This window comes from Mesorhizobium sp. M1C.F.Ca.ET.210.01.1.1 (genome assembly GCF_004791585.1).
Classification (GTDB): domain Bacteria; phylum Pseudomonadota; class Alphaproteobacteria; order Rhizobiales; family Rhizobiaceae; genus Mesorhizobium.
Map to the genome: position 1 here is coordinate 127,371 of NZ_SRUU01000009.1, position 12,537 is coordinate 139,907.

The window sequence follows — 12,537 nt, forward strand, 5'->3', positions numbered from 1 at the left end:
ACAGGGGTTTTTGGGGCCCGACACTATTCCTCACTGCGCCACCCGATAAAGGCCGAGCGACAGCTTGTCTCCTGACGAATAGTTGAGCCCGTCGATTTCGGTAAGCCGCTTCGCCGACTTGCCCTGCCCGGCAAGCAGTTCGTTGAGCTTCTGCTCGTCCTTCACCGGCGCAAGTCCCAGCGCGCAAGCCGGATCGGCTAGCAGGTGCTTTGCGACGCCGTCAACATCGGTCAGCACGGTGTTGGTGCCGACTAGGAACACCAGGCTCGGCTCGTGATAGGGAGACGATGCGAGCCCGGTAGTATCGCAAGGACGGTTGGCATCGACGGCGGCCTTGATAGCGGGGCTCAGCCAGATCGGCTTCAGCGACGGTGCAACGACCCCGAACAGCAGGCTGAAGGTGATGCCGGCGCCGACGGCGATCGCGGCGATGCGCCCGAGCGGAACCTGCAATTGGCGCGGGAAGGCGAGATAGCCGGTGACCAAAGCAGCGATTGCCGCCGGGATGCTCCACCAGGAAAAGGCTTTCGCAAAATAGATCGGCGCCCCGATACACACCGCGGCCAGCCCGATCGACACGACGACCACGCCGAAGGCCGTTGACCACCACAGCCAGTTCTGCCAGCGCTTCAGCGGCGCATCAGCCTGGTCGGCCGGCAAGGTGAGCAGCCAGCCGATCAGCAGCGCCATGCCGGGATAGGCAGGCATCACATAATGCGGCAGCTTGGTCGGGATCGCCTCGAACACCAGCCAGAACGGAATGTACCAGGCAAGACAGAAGCGCAGGCGCGGATCGTCCCAGAAGCGGTTGAGGGCCTGCAAGCCAGCGCCGACCGCGATCAGGCCGAAAGGCCACATGAACAACGAATAGGTGAGCATGTAGAAGCCCGGCGGCAGGCCATGCGATTCCTCGCCTTGCGCCACCTTGTTCAGCATGTCCTTGCCGACAGCTTCCTGGAAGAAGGCGCCGCCGCTCTTCCAGCTGATCAGAACGATCCAGGGCAGCACGATGACCAGCACGGTCGCGATGCCGCGCACCAGCTTCAGCTTCAATAGCCAGCGCCAGTCACGATCGAAGGCAAACAGCGCGGCCGCCGTCAGCAAGGACAGCAGCGGCGCGACAGGTCCTTTGATCAGGATGCCCAGCCCCTGCGCGATCCAGAAGATCCAGGGCAAATGACTGGCAACCGGCTCCTTGCGGCGGGCGGCGAGATAGACCTGCGCCAGCGCGCCTTGCGCGGCCACGCAGCAGGCCAGAAGCATGGCGTCGGTCTTGGCGTCGCGGCCCTCGAAGGCGGTGGCGAAGATCGCCGCCATCATCAGCCCGGCGGCAAGGCCCGCATCGGCGCCGAAGAGTTTCGTGCCCGTCCAGCCTATGCCGACGACGGCGAGCGCAATGCCCAGCATCGAGACCAGTCGATAGACCCAGATCGGCGCTTGCGCCCCCTCGCCACTCAGCGCAACGGCGGCTGATTGCAGCCAGTAGATGCCGATCGGCTTCTTGTAGCGCGTGACATCCTGCAGGCGGATATCGATGTAGTCGCCGGTCTCGACCATCTGCTTGGTCGACTGAACGAAACGAGATTCATCGCGGTCGATCGGCGGCAGGCTCGCCAGGCCGCTGACGGACATGACGATGCTGAACAGAAAGAGGATAAGGATGTTCCTGTTCATCGCGGGAGCTTGTCCGATCTGATCTGCGGGATAGCCCCGTCGCGGCGCTTGGGGCGCGCTGCCCTTGCGCGGGCGCCTCATTACGCCAGCAAAGGGGACGAAGCAAGAATGCGCGCCATTGCGGGCGATCGAACGCAAAACCGGAAACCACTTTTGCTGATCGCTCGCTGATGCTAAACGCGCGCCTTCATGTCACGCTTTGGCTTAAGCGCCGGGCGAACTCCGGGAAGAAAAAATGTCCGCCTTCAAGTCCGATTTCCTGCGCATCATGAGCGAGCGGGGCTTCATCCACCAGATTTCGGATGAAACCGGCCTCGACCAGCTCTTCGCCAGGGAAACGGTGAGCGCCTATATCGGTTTCGACGCGACGGCGAAGAGCCTGCATGCCGGGTCGCTGATCCAGATTATGATGCTGCACTGGCTGCAGCAGACCGGCCACCGGCCGATCGCGCTGATGGGGGGCGGCACCTCGATGATCGGCGATCCTTCGTTCAAGGACGAGGCGCGCAAGCTGCTGACGCCGCAGGACATCGACGACAATCTCGCCGGCATCCGCCGTAATTTCACCCCTTACCTCAAATTCGGCGAAGGCGCCGGCGACGCCATCATGGTCAACAACGCCGACTGGCTGATGGAGATCAACTACGTCAATTTCCTGCGCGATGTCGGCCGGCATTTCTCCGTCAACCGCATGCTCGCCTTCGATTCCGTCAAGCTCAGGCTCGATCGCGAGCAGTCGCTGTCCTTCCTCGAATTCAACTACATGATCCTGCAGGCATACGATTTCGTGGAACTCTACAAGCGCGTCGGCTGCAGGCTGCAGATGGGCGGCTCCGACCAGTGGGGCAATATCGTCAACGGCATCGATCTCGGCCATCGCATGGAAGGCGTGCAGCTCTTCGCCATGACCACGCCGCTGCTCACCACGTCGTCCGGCGCCAAGATGGGCAAGTCGGCCTCGGGCGCGATCTGGCTCGACGGCGACATGCTGTCGCCTTACGAGTTCTGGCAGTACTGGCGCAACACAGAGGACGCCGATGTCGGCCGCTTCCTGAAGCTCTACACGACGCTGCCGCTCGACGAGGTGGCGCGGCTCGAAAAACTCGGCGGTTCGGAGATCAACGAGGCCAAGAAGATCCTCGCCACCGAGATCACCGCCATGTTGCACGGCCGGGCCGCCGCCGAGACGGCGAGCGAGACCGCCCGCAAGACCTTTGAGGAAGGCGCGCTCGCCGACACGCTGCCGAGCGTCGAGGTGGCCAAGGCCGATCTCGAGGCCGGCATCGGCATCCTCTCGCTGTTCGTGACCGCCGGACTGGCGGGATCGAATGGCGAGGCACGCCGGCACATCCAGGGCGGCGCGGTGCGTCTCAACGACCAGCCGGTGACGGACGATCGGCGCATGGTGACGCTTCAGGATCTGGGCGCGGAGGGTTTCGTAAAGCTCTCGCTCGGCAGGAAGAAGCACGTCCTGGTGCGGCCGGTCTGATTAACCGGCCGTCTTACCTGTACTCGAAGATCGACCTGAAGATCCCGGGCGCCACCACGGACAGCGGATTGATGTTGAGGGTCGGCTTGTTGGCGTTGCCGCGTAAGCGATAGGTTACGCCGATGAGGCCGCGGTCGCGGCCGTTGCCGAGCAGCGGCCCGAACAGCGGCAATTCGCCGAAGATGCGGTTCAGCCCGTAGACCGGCATAAAGGTGCCGGTCATGTCCATATTGTTGTCCTGGTCGTAGAGCGTGCCCTGGAAGGTGGTGCCGATTCGCGGACCGCGCAGCACGCCGTTGGCCAATCTGAGATAGCCGGCCCCCTTGTCGATCTCGGCGAAGCCGCGCTCGAACTGCACTCTTGAGGTGTCGATGTCGGCCTTCACCGCCTGATTGAGGCTGCGCGTGTCGCCGACCGGCTTGGTCGACACGATCGACGCTAGCTTCGGCTCATTGACGACATAGAAGTTGCTGGCGTCGACCTGCCCCTTCATCGGCCCGTCGCCGGCGCCCGAGAGCGACAGCGTGATCGCCCCGCCCTCCATGTGCTCATAGATGTTGAGGAACCGCAGGATGGCCCCGGCGTCGGCCGATTTCATCCTGAGCGACCGGCTGCCCTCGCCGGCCATGTTCTTGACGGTGATCGCCGCGCCCGAACTCGCTGTCGCGCTGACATCGAGGCCGTTCACGCGCGACCCGGCACCGCTGTAATCCAGCTTCAGGTTCGACAGCACCTCGTCGTGAAAGCCGGTAAGCGACTTCACGTCGGCGCTGACCGAGATCGCGTCGGCGCCTGCGCCTTTCGTCGCGGTGTCGACGTCCGAGGTGAACTGCTTGATGAGCGAGCGGGCGTCGAGGGATTCGCCGCTGATATCCACCGCATAATTCTTGCCCGATCGTTTGACTGAGACCGCGACGTCGTCGCCCCTGTTGAGCGCGACCCTGCTGAAGCGGGCCGAGGACAGCGCCCCGTTGACCAGCGTCACATCGCCGCCGACCGAAAAGCTTTTTCCCTCGAGATCGAAATCGGACAGCGTGGTGGTGCCGCCGGACTTCGCCATGGTGAAGGTGACCTTGGCCGGGATGCCTGCCCCCTTGCTCCACCCGGCCCATGGGATGTCGAGCCTTGCGTTGGTCAGGTCGGCCGACACGTCCTGACCGCCCTGCCCGCTTTTGTCGATCGCCACCTTGATCGTTCCCGAAAGCAGCGGCGAAAGGCCGGGCATCGTCGCGTCGCGCGTCTTGTCGTCGAGCACCAGCTCGACCTTGCGGCTGCGCGGCGGACCGTTGTCCTCGAGCGGTTCGACGAGATCGAGCTCCGCCGGAATGCCGTTGAGCCTGGCCTTGGCCGATATCACCGCGCGGTCCGGGCTGACGGTGATCGAGCCGTCGGCCTCGGTCACCGTCTGGTCCTCGAACGGCTTGGCCAAGGAAAGATCCTGGTAGTCCAGCGCCACCAGCCAATCGAGCGTCGAGGTGTCGACGCCGGAGGTCAGCGGAATGTCGGCCCGCACGTGGCCGGTGACGGTGCCGCTCAAATCCTCCGGCGCAAGGCCGACATGGCGCATGGCGTTGATCGGCTCGAAGGAGGCGAGCTCGGCGATTGCCGGCGCTTCACCGGCGACGTCGATGTCGAGCGCGCCGATGACCGGCGAGCGGTTCGCCTGCTTCACGGTCAGCGTGCCGCCGCTTGCAGCCACGGTGCGGCCGCTCGGCATATAGACGCTACCCGAGGACAGCGTGATGTCGACATCGTTGCCGTGGAAGGCAACGACGCCGACCGCGTCGCGGATCGGGGGGATGCGGCCGGCCGTATCGAAGCGCGAGCCCTCGACCTGGAAGCGGCCGAACACCTCGTCGCCGGAAAGCGGAACGCCGTTGCCCAGCCGCCCCGGCACGACCTGGAACTGCAGGTTGGCGTCGACGACGCGGCCGCCGAACAAGTTGTCCAGCACCCAAAGCCGCGCGTTGCGGGCGGAGAACCATGGCCACAACTGCTTCACATGCGAGACAGGCATGTCGTGGACATTGAGCGAAAGCGATATGCCCGGCGGGCCATTGTCGATGAACGCAAGCGACGCCGTGCCCAGCACCTCGCTCGAACCGCCTGAGCGGACGCCGATCTGCTCGGCGACGAGCTTGCGGCTCTTGGTCTGGTAGACACCGGCAATGCGGGCGAGGAACTGAAGCGCCGGTTCCGGCGATTCCGATGGGGCAAGCGTCGAGCCGTCGCTGATGAGATCATAGCGGTAGGACGGCTCCTCGCCCGCGGCTGCTGGCTTCGGCCCGATCGAGCCGGCGAAATCGAAGGTCGAGCGGCCGGTCTTGATCAGCAGCCGGTCGACCGAGATCTTGTTGGACCCCGCCACCAGCGTGGCATTGGCATCGACATCAGCCGGCAGCAGCCCGCGCGAGCCGAGATCGAGCACCGAATCGCCGAGCGACAGCGAGGCCGTCAGCCGCGATGGCGTTTCGCCGGACGCTTCGGCGCCCGAAAATTTCAGCGCGACCGAACCGAGCTTGCCGCTCTGGGCGCCGGAGTTTCCGCCGCCTGAGCTTCCTTGAGCCGGCGTTCCGCTGGCGTCGGCAACCCCGAGGCTGGCGTCCAGCGATGCGATCCGCCTGGCGCTCGGATCGCGGGCGGCGGAAGCAGTGAGGCTGACGAGCCTGCCGTCGACATCGGCATCAGCAGACAGTTCCATGCTGCCCGTGCCGGTTTGCGCGACCGTGGCCTCGGTGACGGTCACGCGCTTGACCGATCCGCCCACTGGCAGCTCGAATTCGACATTGCTGAGGTCGATCTGGCGCATCGAATCCGCACGCACCGCATCCAGTGCCTCGTTGACGCCGGAAAACACCGTCGCCGACACCTTCTCCGGATCGACCAGACCGTCTTCATTGCGCAGCGCCGTTGTCCAGTCGCCGCCGCCGGAGGGCATCGCGGCAACCATGATGCGGGCATCGGAAAACCTGGCGCTGGTCAGCCGGACGTCGCCGGACAGCAGCGGCAGCAGGCGAATGCCGAAGCGGACACGCCCGACATCGGCCATCGGCTTGCCATCGGCGGTCTTCAGGCTGACGTCGCTCACCTGCAGCGCGACGAAGCTCGATCCGTCAAGCGTCAGCCGCGCCGGTCCGACCGTGACGTTGACATCGACGCCGGCGAGCTTCTCGATGGCTGTCTCGGCCTCGGCGCGAAGCCGCTCCGTGCCGATGCCGGACGTGCCGAGCACATAAACGCCTGCCGCTGCAAGAAGCAGGAGCGCGCAGAGCCCGGCGAGCACCCGGCCGACGGCGCGGAAGCGGCGGCGCACCGAAGCGCGGCCGAGTGGCGGCACGCCGCACGCGGACGGAAACGTCCCCAGGTCCGTGATTTCGTCACGCCTGAACCTGATCTTCTCGTGCTGCGGGTGCTCCTGATCCACGCAATATTCCGTTGTAACGAACTCGTCGTGGACGAATCCCCGCCTTACGTTATATCGATGCTCGATCCGCGCGTAACCTCAGACAAGGGCATCGATATGGCTGATCTCGCAGTGGGCGACGTTGCGCCGCAATTCGATCTCCCGCGCGACGGCGGCGGCTCTCTCAGCCTCTCTGCAGTCCGGGGAAAGCCTGTCGTACTCTACTTCTATCCGCAGGACGACACCACAAGCTGCACCAATGAGGCGATCGGCTTCTCGCAGCTGATGCCGGAATTCGAGAAGGCGGGCGCCGTGGTCATCGGGCTGTCTCCCGATAGCGTCAAGAAACACGACAAATTCAAGGCGAAGTACGATCTCACTGTCGACCTCGTCGCCGACGAGGAGCGCAAGGTGATAGGGGCCTACCATCTGTGGGTCGAGAAAATGATGTACGGCCGCAAATACATGGGCGTCGAGCGCGCCACCTTCCTGATCGGCGGGGACGGACGGATTGCCCGCATCTGGCGGCAGGTCCGTGTCAAGGGCCATGCCGAAGAGGTGCTGGAGACGGTGCGGGCTCTTTAAGTCTCCTACCCGCACCGCCGGCCGCAACAAGCTCCTGCAACCCATCGCCTGCACAACGGGCATTCGTTACCGCGAAGCCCTGCCCGACAAAGCTTTGTTAACCCTAATAATGTGTAATCCCGGCCTGTCGTTGGAGTCGTAACGAAAGCTCGGTCCCGTGAAACCAAACGGTCAGTCAACGGTCTTCGGCAGGCGCAAGGAGCCCCACACGGTCATCATCGCCAGGGGCAACGAGATCAAGCATTTCACCATCCGCCCCTGGCTGGTCGCGTTCATCGGATCGGCGCTCGCGGCGATCGCCATCGGCTATCTCCTCGCCACCTCCTATCTGGTCCTGCGCGACGACCTGATCGGCGCTACCACGGCCAGGCAGGCGCGCATGCAGCAGGCCTATGAGGACCGCATCTCCGCGCTGCGCGCCCAGGTTGACCGCATCACGAGCCGCCAGCTTCTCGACCAGCAGCTCATGGAAACCAAGGTCAGCGAGCTGCTGGCCAGGCAGACCCAGCTGAGCCAGCGCCATGGGCGGCTCGGACCGATCCTCGAACGCGCCGAAAGCGAAGTCGGCGATGCGCCCGCCGCGGCCGATACCACGACGAAGCCCGACGAGCATGCCGACGCAACCGGCGGCCTTTCGCAGGGCTCTGCCTACTCCGTCGCATCCTTGAGCGCCGGCGATACAAGGCCCTTCTCGCTGTGGTCGACCCGGTCCGACCCGCTCGATAGCGAAACCGCCGCGGATCGCGCCGACAGGCTGTTCGTATCGATCAACGCATCGCTCAAGGCCATCGAGAGCCAGCAGCTTACCCGCATCACCACGCTTGCGGACAATGCCTACAAGAACGCCGACGCGATCAGTCAGGCGCTCGAAGCGGCGGGCTTGCCGGTCGACGCCGAGCTTGACAAGAACGATGTCGGCGGCCCCCTGGTCCCCCTCGATTCCTCGCTGATCTTTGACAGCAAGGTCAAGGAGCTGGACGAAGCTCTTGATGCTCTTGATCAAATCAAGAAGGAAGCGCGCAAACTGCCGCTCACCAATCCCGCCCCAGGCCATGCGGTGACCAGCCCGTTCGGCGTGCGCACCGACCCGATCCTCGGCACGGCCGCCTTGCACACGGGAATGGACTTCCGGGCACCGATCGGCATGCCGGCCAAGGTCACGGCCGCCGGAATTGTCACCAAGGCCGGCTGGAACGGCGGCTACGGACGCATGGTCGAGGTCGACCACGGCAACGGTTTTGCCACGCGCTACGGGCATCTGAGCGAAATCGACGTCGCCGTCGGCCAGAAGCTCGCCGCCGGCGACGTGATCGGAAAGACGGGAAGCAGTGGCCGCTCGACCGGCCCGCATCTCCACTACGAAGTGCGCCACAATGGCGAGGCGGTCGACCCGCTGCGCTTCCTCGCAGTCGGCAAGAAGGTAGCGCAGTTCCTGTAGTGCTTTCGCTCGCTGCACACCGGCGAGCTTTATCCGTCCATCCCAGTTTGACCTGCCAGCCGGAAGTTACGCCGGATTGACTCGGATTAAGTTGTAGGATGATATGTATCACCCTATCGCCTGACACCAAAATTGCGCCGCCGATGACCGCTCACAGCCTTTCGCCAGACGTTCTCGACGCCCTCGAAGGCGCCGTCGGGCGCAATGGCTTGACTGCCGAGCCGGCAGGGATGGCGAAGTATCTTGGCGATTGGGCGGGCGACTATCGCGGCGGCGCCCTCGCAGTGTTGCGACCGGCTTCGGTTGCCGAGGTGCAGGCGTCGATGCGGCTTTGCGGCGCGTTGGGCCTCGGCGTCATTCCGCAGGGCGGCAACACCGGGCTGGTTTCGGGCGCCATCGACACGAATGGCGCCGGCATGGTCGTCGTCAGCCTGGAGCGGCTGAATGCCATCCGCCAAATCGATCCTGAGAACTTCACGCTGCAGGCCGACGCCGGCTGCGTGCTGCAAACGATCAAGGACGCGAGCGAGGCACAGGATTGCCTGTTTCCGCTGGCGCTCGGCGCGCAAGGCAGCTGCCAGATCGGCGGCAACGCGGCGAGCAATGCCGGCGGCGTCAATGTGCTGCGCTACGGCATGGCGCGCGATCTGATCCTCGGGTTGGAAGTCGTGCTCGCCGATGGCGAACTGTGGAACGGCTTCTCTGGTCTGCGCAAGAACAACAGCGGCTACGACCTGAAGCAGCTTTTCATCGGCTCGGAAGGCACGCTCGGCATCGTCACCGGCGTCGAGGTCAAGCTGTTCCCGAAACCGGCCCGTACCGAAACGGCCTATCTCGGCCTCGCCTCCTTCGAGGCGGCCATCGCGCTGTTCAACCGGGCGCGCCGCGACTGCTGCGACCTGATCTCGGCTTTTGAGATCATCGGTTCCGAGTGCATCGAGATGGCCCGGCTGATCGACCCTGCAATGACGGAGCCGGTCTCGGCGCCCGTCCAGGTGCTGATCGAATTGTCCTCAGGGCCGACCATCGACCTCAACGGCGTGCTGGCCGGCTTCCTTGGCGATGCGATGAAAAAAGGACTGGTGAGCGACGCGGTCCTTGCCACTAGCGGCGCCCAGGCGAAGACCTTCTGGGCGATCCGCGAGGGATTGGTCGAAGGCCAGGCGAGGCGCGGCTATCATGTGCGCACCGATCTGTCGGTGCGCATTTCCGACATGCCGGCCCTGATCGAGCGCGCCCGCCGCTTCGTCGCGCTCGAACATCGCGGCTGGATCCCCCTTGCCTACGGCCATGCCGGCGACGGCAACATTCATTTCAATGTGCTGCCGCCGCTCGCGCTCGGGGAAAGCGAAGCGCGTTCGCGCGGCGCGGAAGTCACGGCGGGGCTCTACGACATTGCAGTCAACCTCGGCGGCTCGATCAGCGCCGAGCACGGCATCGGCCGCAGCCGTCGGCGTGAATTCTGGGACGGGCTCTCGCCGACGCATCGCCGTATGGTCTCCGCGCTGAAGACCGCCTTCGATCCCAACGGGATGATGAATCCCGGCTGCCTGCTGCCCTCGACGGAGACTTTTCCATGAAACAAAGACTGGCCGCCATCGGCACCGTCGAGACCCTGCCGCACCGGGTCGCCGCCTTCCTCAGCCGCGAGATCGAATCCGGCGAGTTGAACCCCGGCGCGCGGCTGCCGACCGAGCAGGAGCTTTCCGACAAATTCGGCGTCAGCCGCAACGTGGTGCGCGAGGCGATCGCCCAGCTCAGGGCCGACGGTATGATCGAGGCCCGCCAAGGCATCGGCGCCTTCGTGCTGGCGCCGGAGCAGCGGGCCGCTATCCGTATCGACCGCGAGGCGCTCAAGGACACGCACAATATGGAGCGGCTGTTCGAGCTGCGCTGCATCCTCGAGGCCGAGTCGGCGGCGCTCGCCGCGGCGCGTCGCGGGCAGGAGCATCTCGATTCGATCAAGGCGGCGCTCGACCGCATGAGCGGCGAGGAGCGCTGGGAGGAAGGCAGCATCGACGCCGACCTGCTCTTCCACCGCGAGATCGCGCGGGCGACCGGCAACAGCTACATTCACACCTTCATCTCTTTCGTCTGCGAGCAGATCCGGCACTCGATCCACTACGCCCGCCTGACCAACCCTCTGCACGATCTCGTCGAGGTCAATGTCGGCGAGCATGTGCGCATCTACGAGGCGCTGGTGGCGGGCGATCCGGCAGCGGCGGAAGCAGCGATGCGCGCCCACATTGTCGGCGCGGCCGATCGCGTCGGGGTCAAGCTGCCACTTCGTGGAGCGAAATGACCATGCCGGCGAGCGTCACCCGCATCTCCGACGTCTGCCTGCTGGTGGAGAACATCGAGCGCACAGTCGACTTCTATGTCGAGAAACTCGGCTTCCGGCTGCGCCGCCGCGCCGAAGGCTTTGCCGACTTTCATGGCGAGGGCGTCACGCTCGCCGCGTGGGAGCTCGACCACATCAACCGGCATACCGGCGTTTCGAAGCTGAGATCGCCGCACCATGCGCACAAAGTCTGCGTGGCGGTCCGGCTCGACACACCTGGCGATATCGACCGGCTGCACGCCGAACTCAGCGCCAAGGGCGTGCCCTTCTACGGGCCGCCCGAAAACTATGTCTGGAATGCGCGCTGCGCCTATTTCACCGACCCGGACGATACGCTCTGGGAGCTTTACGCCTGGCTCGACGGCGGCCCTGGCGACTACCACGACGAACAGCCGTAGACGACGCCGCGCCAGAGGGAGCGGCCCGCCTGAAGAAGATACAAGAAGTCTGCAACAGGAGCGAAAAATGAGTGGGAACACGGACTATCGATTAAATCGCCGCACTTTCGTGAAAGGTGGTCTCGCCGCTGTCGCGGCCGCGTCGGCGGGCATGCAACTCGTGCTGACGTCGGGCGCCAGAGCGGCCGGCAAGGTTGTCATCCAGTATGACTGGCTGATGTCCAACGGCCAGATCGGCGACATCGCCGCCGTCGCCAACGGCTATTTCAAGGATGCCGGGCTGGAGGTCGAATTCAGCCCCGGCGGCCCCAACGCCTCGACCGTGCCGCCGGTGATTTCCGGCGCCGCGCAGCTTGGCCAGTTCTCCGAGACACCGCAGCTCTATGCCGCGCGCGCCAGCGGCGTGCCGGTGAAGATCATCGCCTGCGGCTTCCGCACCGGCCCCTATGCGCTGACCTCGAAGCCGGGGAAGCCGATCCGCAATGTCGCCGACCTCAAGGGCAAGAAGATCGGCATCCAGCCGACAGCGCGCTTCGTCATTGACGAGATCCTGGCCAAGAACGGGATCGATGCCTCCGAAGTTACCATCGTCAATGTAGGCTTCGACAAGGCGCCGCTGGTGCGCGGCGACGTCGACGCCATCGGCGGCTGGATCACCAACACCCAGGCGCTGAGCGTGGTGGGCGACGACCGCATCGATCTCCTGGTGCGCGACCTCGGGCTTGCCTCCTACGCCGACGTCTATTTCGCCACTGACGCGGCGATCGAGAAGGACCCGGAGACGCTGGCGAAATTCATCGGCGCCGTCAGCAAGGGCTGGGGCTGGGTGCATGCCAACCCGCAGGAAGCGGTGAAGAAGATGGTCGCCGCCTATCCGGAAATGGATCTCGGCTGGGAAGAAAAGACCGTAAACCTGGTGCTGAAGCTCTCCTTCGACGGCGCAACCGCCAAGGACGGCTGGGGCACGTTCGACCCCGCTTCGATCGAGGAGCAGTTGGCGCTGCTCGACAAGGTCGGCCAGTATCCGAACGGGCGCCCGGCCGCCAAGGATGTCTACACCACCAAGATCCTGGAGCTTTCCGCCGCCGACCGGCCCAAGCTCGACGCGCCCGCGGCCTAGAGCATGATCCTGAAGCGAAGGTCCGCGTAGCAAAAAGTGGGAACCGGTTTTGGGAAAAGATCATGCTCGAGCAAAGAGTTAGATCAGTA

The 12,537-nt window shown here is 64.8% G+C and carries 9 protein-coding genes; 7 read left to right on the plus strand and 2 right to left on the minus strand.

Features of this window, described 5'->3' with window-relative positions; genetic code table 11:
• Window positions 1–30: 30 nt before the first annotated feature.
• Window positions 31–1,674 carry a glycosyltransferase family 39 protein gene (locus EN853_RS12735; protein WP_127860088.1) on the minus strand — a complete coding sequence of 548 codons (1,644 nt, stop codon included), beginning with the start codon at window positions 1,672–1,674 and terminating at the stop codon, window positions 31–33.
• 235 nt (window positions 1,675–1,909) lie between these two features.
• Between EN853_RS12735 and tyrS the strand changes: the two genes are divergently transcribed.
• The gene (gene tyrS, locus EN853_RS12740) at window positions 1,910–3,163 is read left to right on the plus strand and encodes a tyrosine--tRNA ligase (protein ID WP_127860087.1); all 1,254 of its coding nucleotides are present in this window, start codon (window positions 1,910–1,912) and stop codon (window positions 3,161–3,163) included.
• Between the two features lie 13 nt (window positions 3,164–3,176).
• Here tyrS and EN853_RS12745 read toward each other — a convergent pair whose 3' ends face one another.
• Complete coding sequence (locus EN853_RS12745; RefSeq protein ID WP_127860086.1) at window positions 3,177–6,587, minus strand: DUF3971 domain-containing protein; 3,411 nt, start codon at window positions 6,585–6,587, stop codon at window positions 3,177–3,179.
• A 96-nt stretch (window positions 6,588–6,683) separates the two neighbouring features.
• Between EN853_RS12745 and EN853_RS12750 the strand changes: the two genes are divergently transcribed.
• From EN853_RS12750 to EN853_RS12775, 6 genes are all read left to right on the plus strand, one after another.
• Window positions 6,684–7,151 (plus strand): peroxiredoxin, encoded by a 468-nt coding sequence (locus EN853_RS12750; protein WP_127860202.1) that lies wholly within the window; start codon window positions 6,684–6,686, stop codon window positions 7,149–7,151.
• A 157-nt stretch (window positions 7,152–7,308) separates the two neighbouring features.
• A complete protein-coding gene (locus EN853_RS12755; protein WP_127860085.1) occupies window positions 7,309–8,589 on the plus strand; it encodes a M23 family metallopeptidase in 1,281 nt (426 codons plus the stop codon).
• A 143-nt stretch (window positions 8,590–8,732) separates the two neighbouring features.
• Window positions 8,733–10,169 carry an FAD-binding oxidoreductase gene (locus EN853_RS12760; RefSeq protein ID WP_127860084.1) on the plus strand — a complete coding sequence of 479 codons (1,437 nt, stop codon included), beginning with the start codon at window positions 8,733–8,735 and terminating at the stop codon, window positions 10,167–10,169.
• Window positions 10,166–10,891: a FadR/GntR family transcriptional regulator gene (locus EN853_RS12765; RefSeq protein WP_127860083.1), complete on the plus strand. Its 726-nt coding sequence runs from the start codon at window positions 10,166–10,168 to the stop codon at window positions 10,889–10,891. The genes EN853_RS12760 and EN853_RS12765 overlap by 4 nt, the downstream gene beginning before the upstream one ends.
• Entirely contained in the window at window positions 10,888–11,328 is a 441-nt protein-coding gene (locus EN853_RS12770) for a VOC family protein (protein WP_127860082.1), read from the plus strand. The genes EN853_RS12765 and EN853_RS12770 overlap by 4 nt, the downstream gene beginning before the upstream one ends.
• Window positions 11,329–11,395: 67 nt before the next feature.
• Complete coding sequence (locus EN853_RS12775; protein ID WP_127860081.1) at window positions 11,396–12,448, plus strand: ABC transporter substrate-binding protein; 1,053 nt, start codon at window positions 11,396–11,398, stop codon at window positions 12,446–12,448.
• The last annotated feature ends 89 nt before the right edge of the window (window positions 12,449–12,537 follow it).

Excerpts from the sequence above, each read along its gene's own strand:
- EN853_RS12775 (WP_127860081.1), top strand. The coding sequence starts at position 11,396 with ATGAGTGGGAACACGGACTATCGATTAAATCGCCGCACTTTCGTGAAA.
- EN853_RS12760 (WP_127860084.1), top strand. The coding sequence starts at position 8,733 with ATGACCGCTCACAGCCTTTCGCCAGACGTTCTCGACGCCCTCGAAGGC.
- EN853_RS12750 (WP_127860202.1), top strand. The coding sequence starts at position 6,684 with ATGGCTGATCTCGCAGTGGGCGACGTTGCGCCGCAATTCGATCTCCCG.
- EN853_RS12735 (WP_127860088.1), bottom strand. The coding sequence starts at position 1,674 with ATGAACAGGAACATCCTTATCCTCTTTCTGTTCAGCATCGTCATGTCC.
- EN853_RS12765 (WP_127860083.1), top strand. The coding sequence starts at position 10,166 with ATGAAACAAAGACTGGCCGCCATCGGCACCGTCGAGACCCTGCCGCAC.
- EN853_RS12770 (WP_127860082.1), top strand. The coding sequence starts at position 10,888 with ATGACCATGCCGGCGAGCGTCACCCGCATCTCCGACGTCTGCCTGCTG.
- tyrS (WP_127860087.1), top strand. The coding sequence starts at position 1,910 with ATGTCCGCCTTCAAGTCCGATTTCCTGCGCATCATGAGCGAGCGGGGC.